Origin of the sequence: Mesorhizobium silamurunense, assembly GCF_014843905.1 — a bacterium.
Classification (GTDB): domain Bacteria; phylum Pseudomonadota; class Alphaproteobacteria; order Rhizobiales; family Rhizobiaceae; genus Mesorhizobium; species Mesorhizobium silamurunense.
The window spans coordinates 1-2878 of record NZ_LPVS01000225.1 but is presented as its reverse complement, the minus strand read 5'-3'; the positions used below and the strand labels follow the sequence as shown (position 1 = coordinate 2878).

Genomic DNA, 2878 nt, shown 5'->3' with positions numbered 1-2878 from the left:
GCCCAAGGCGAGCTGCATCCGACGTCCCACTCGCCATTCCCCTGGAGCTGAAATTTGGCCGCTCGGAACCAGCAGCCCGGAGCCAGAGTGTGACGATGAGGGTAAGACCCGATAAGTGTGCTCTGATCCCTGAAAACTGATCGGTCGGAATTGGAGTTTTCCGCTGTAAGTTCCCCTGGCTGGGGAGGAGCGGAAGACAATGAAGGCATCGAAGTTTTCGGCCACAACGAAGGCGTTCATTTTCAAGCCAGAGGCTGATGAGATATGTCGCCGGGCCGGTATCAGCCAGGCGACCTACTTCAACTGGAAAAAGAAACATGACGGTCTGCTGCCGACTGAGATGAAGCGGCTGAAGCAGAGAGAACGCCAAGCTCAGGAAGCTTGTCGCCGACCGTCGCTGGACAAGGAGATGTTGCAGGACGTGATCCGCCGGGATGTGTCGATCCGGCGGGGCCTGCTGCATCGTGGAGTTCGACACGTCGTCTTACCACTACAAGTCCCGCCGCCGCGACCAGGCCGGCATCGAGGCTCGGATCAAGGACATTTGCGCGACACGCGTTCGTTACGGTAATCGGCGTGTCTACGTCATGCTGAAGCGCGAGGGCTGGGGGCAGGTCACAAGCGCTGCGAAAGCAGGCCCACTTGACCGGGGGCGAGCCTCCTCTCCAACTTGTGGATACGCGTCAGCTGGAAATCGGTGATAATTGCCGCTGCTCCACCCCCAACTGTGGAATAGCAGAGACTGCTGGAATTGAAGCTCCGGTGACGGCTTCGTTCCCTTCAGTCCAATCCGTATCTCCAGTCGGATTCCCGTAATCACAACGGAACTCATGACCGAGGTCGAGCCCGTAGTTGCGACCCGCCGCGACCGCAAGATTAACCAGCAGGTCGGGATTCAGCATCATCGGTGCCGATATGGCGGCAGATGTCAAGAAAATGGCCGAACGTGTCAACGCGATTTTAATTGCGCGATCTAATCTCGCTCGGTGTGGGTCGCGTGAATTGGCTTCGCGAGCGCCGGCGCGAGCTAGCGCACTGGAGTACATTGCCAATGACTCTCAATATCCAACAGTGGCATGTACGGCGCTTTAGGATGTTCAATCACGCGACACGCTAAGAGCTCTCGTGGTCCAAAAGAGTAAGCGATTGCAGAGGGAATAAGGGAAGATGTCGGTCGGTATCAATTATCCGTCGGTTGCGCAACTAGCGTCCATCGCATCTGGATTCGGGCTAGACATGACTGAGTCAGAGGTTCTCGAGTACCGGGACCTGATGGGCGCAATGGTCCGGTACTGCAGGGAAATTGAGCAGATGGCGGAGCCTATCCCCGCGGTTAAATACCCTAGAAACCCAGGCTTTCGTCCCGTCGGTGAAGAGAATCCCTATAACGCGTGGTATTGGCGCACGGAGATAGCTGGCGCGAAGGAAGGTCCTCTGTCTGGCTACATTGTAGGCGTGAAGGACGCGATCTGCGTGGCAGGGGTGCCTGCAATGAATGGCTCACGTATTCTAGAGGGATATGTGCCAACTGTGGATGCGACGGTAGTAACGCGGCTGCTCGACGCCGGTGCAGTAATCGTGGGGAAGACCAGCACTGACGATCTGTGCATGGCCGGCACTGGCCACACCTGCGCACTTGGCCCGGTGAAGAATCCACGGCGACCAACGCACGCAACAGGAGGTTCATCGGCTGGAAGCGCAGCAGCTCTAGCTGCAGGGGACGTGCGGCTGGCGCTTGGTGGGGATCAGGGAGGCTCAATTCGCATTCCAGCCGCGTGGTGCGGTGTTGTCGGCTTGAAGCCGACCTATGGGCTCGTGCCCTACACGGGCTGCATGATGATGGAAATGACATTAGACCACGTAGGGCCCATGGCTCGCACCGTCGCGGACTGTGCAGCAATGCTAAGTGTGATTGCGGGACCGGATGGCCAAGATCCGCGGCAGCGGGGAGCCATTCCAGACACATATGACCGTGATTATGGCTCAGCAATAGAGAAGGATATCAACACGATTCGGATAGGAATAGTCCGAGAGGGCTTTTCGCACCGGTGGCCCGAGCCGGGGTTGCCGGAAAGCGATGAAGCTGTCGACAGCCGCGTGCGGGCAGCGTGTTCTGTTTTCGAACGCTTGGGGGCGACGGTCGAGGAAGTGTCGATTCCATTGCATTTAGCCGGCGTGGCGATTTATTCGGTTCTATTTCAACAAGGCACTCTGGAGTTTATGATAAAGGGAAACGGGCTCGGGACTAACTGGGCCGGGTATTACAACACTGGCCTCGGGGACGCCTTCGCGAGGGGATTGAGTTCGCGCCCTAACGATCTGCCGCCTAGCGTGAAATTGCTTATGCTATCGGCAGAGTATCTGAAGAAATTCTATCATGGGCGCTACTACGGAAAGGCACAAAACCTCCGAGAGAATTTAAGGAGAGCCTACGATCGTGTGCTGAATTCTTATGATGTTCTCGTCATGCCGACCGTTCCTTACCTGCCAATCAAAATTCCTGAACCAGGTTGTTCGACTACGGTGGAAGTTCGGGCGGGTGGTACCCAGATTGGCAATGTTTGCCAGGCTTGCTTAACTGGCCATCCATCCATCACTGTCCCATGTGGCGAAGTAGACGGGCTTCCGGTTGGCTTGATGATCACTGGAAGACACTTTGAGGATGCCACTGTGTTGCGCGTTGCGAGCGCATTCGAAAAAGCGCACGCATAGAACTCAACCCCAAGTGCTATCATAGCCTAGCCAATTTGAGTTCGTTTCAGGTCAACGTGTCCAGTTTCGACAAACACCACGGCTGTTCGACCCTATTATCGCCTTATCGCTTCACAGGACATTGCTCTATGGGACTTCCAAGTCACGTCAAATACGTCATCGTCGG

General features: G+C 56.2%; 2 protein-coding genes and 1 pseudogene. 2 read left to right on the top strand and 1 reads right to left on the bottom strand.

Annotation, left to right across the window (positions count from 1 at the left end):
- Positions 1-199 precede the first annotated feature (199 nt).
- Positions 200-608: pseudogene (locus AU465_RS33245) on the top strand (transposase); the annotation flags it as partial.
- A 75-nt stretch (positions 609-683) separates the two neighbouring features.
- Here AU465_RS33245 and AU465_RS33240 read toward each other — a convergent pair.
- Positions 684-902, bottom strand: a complete 219-nt coding sequence (locus AU465_RS33240; protein WP_192257270.1) for a hypothetical protein — start codon at positions 900-902, stop codon at positions 684-686.
- Between the two features lie 265 nt (positions 903-1167).
- Here AU465_RS33240 and AU465_RS33235 point away from each other — a divergent pair, with 265 nt between their 5' ends.
- On the top strand, positions 1168-2712 hold the full coding sequence (locus tag AU465_RS33235; protein WP_192257267.1) for an amidase: 1545 nt from the start codon (positions 1168-1170) through the stop codon (positions 2710-2712).
- The last annotated feature ends 166 nt before the right edge of the window (positions 2713-2878 follow it).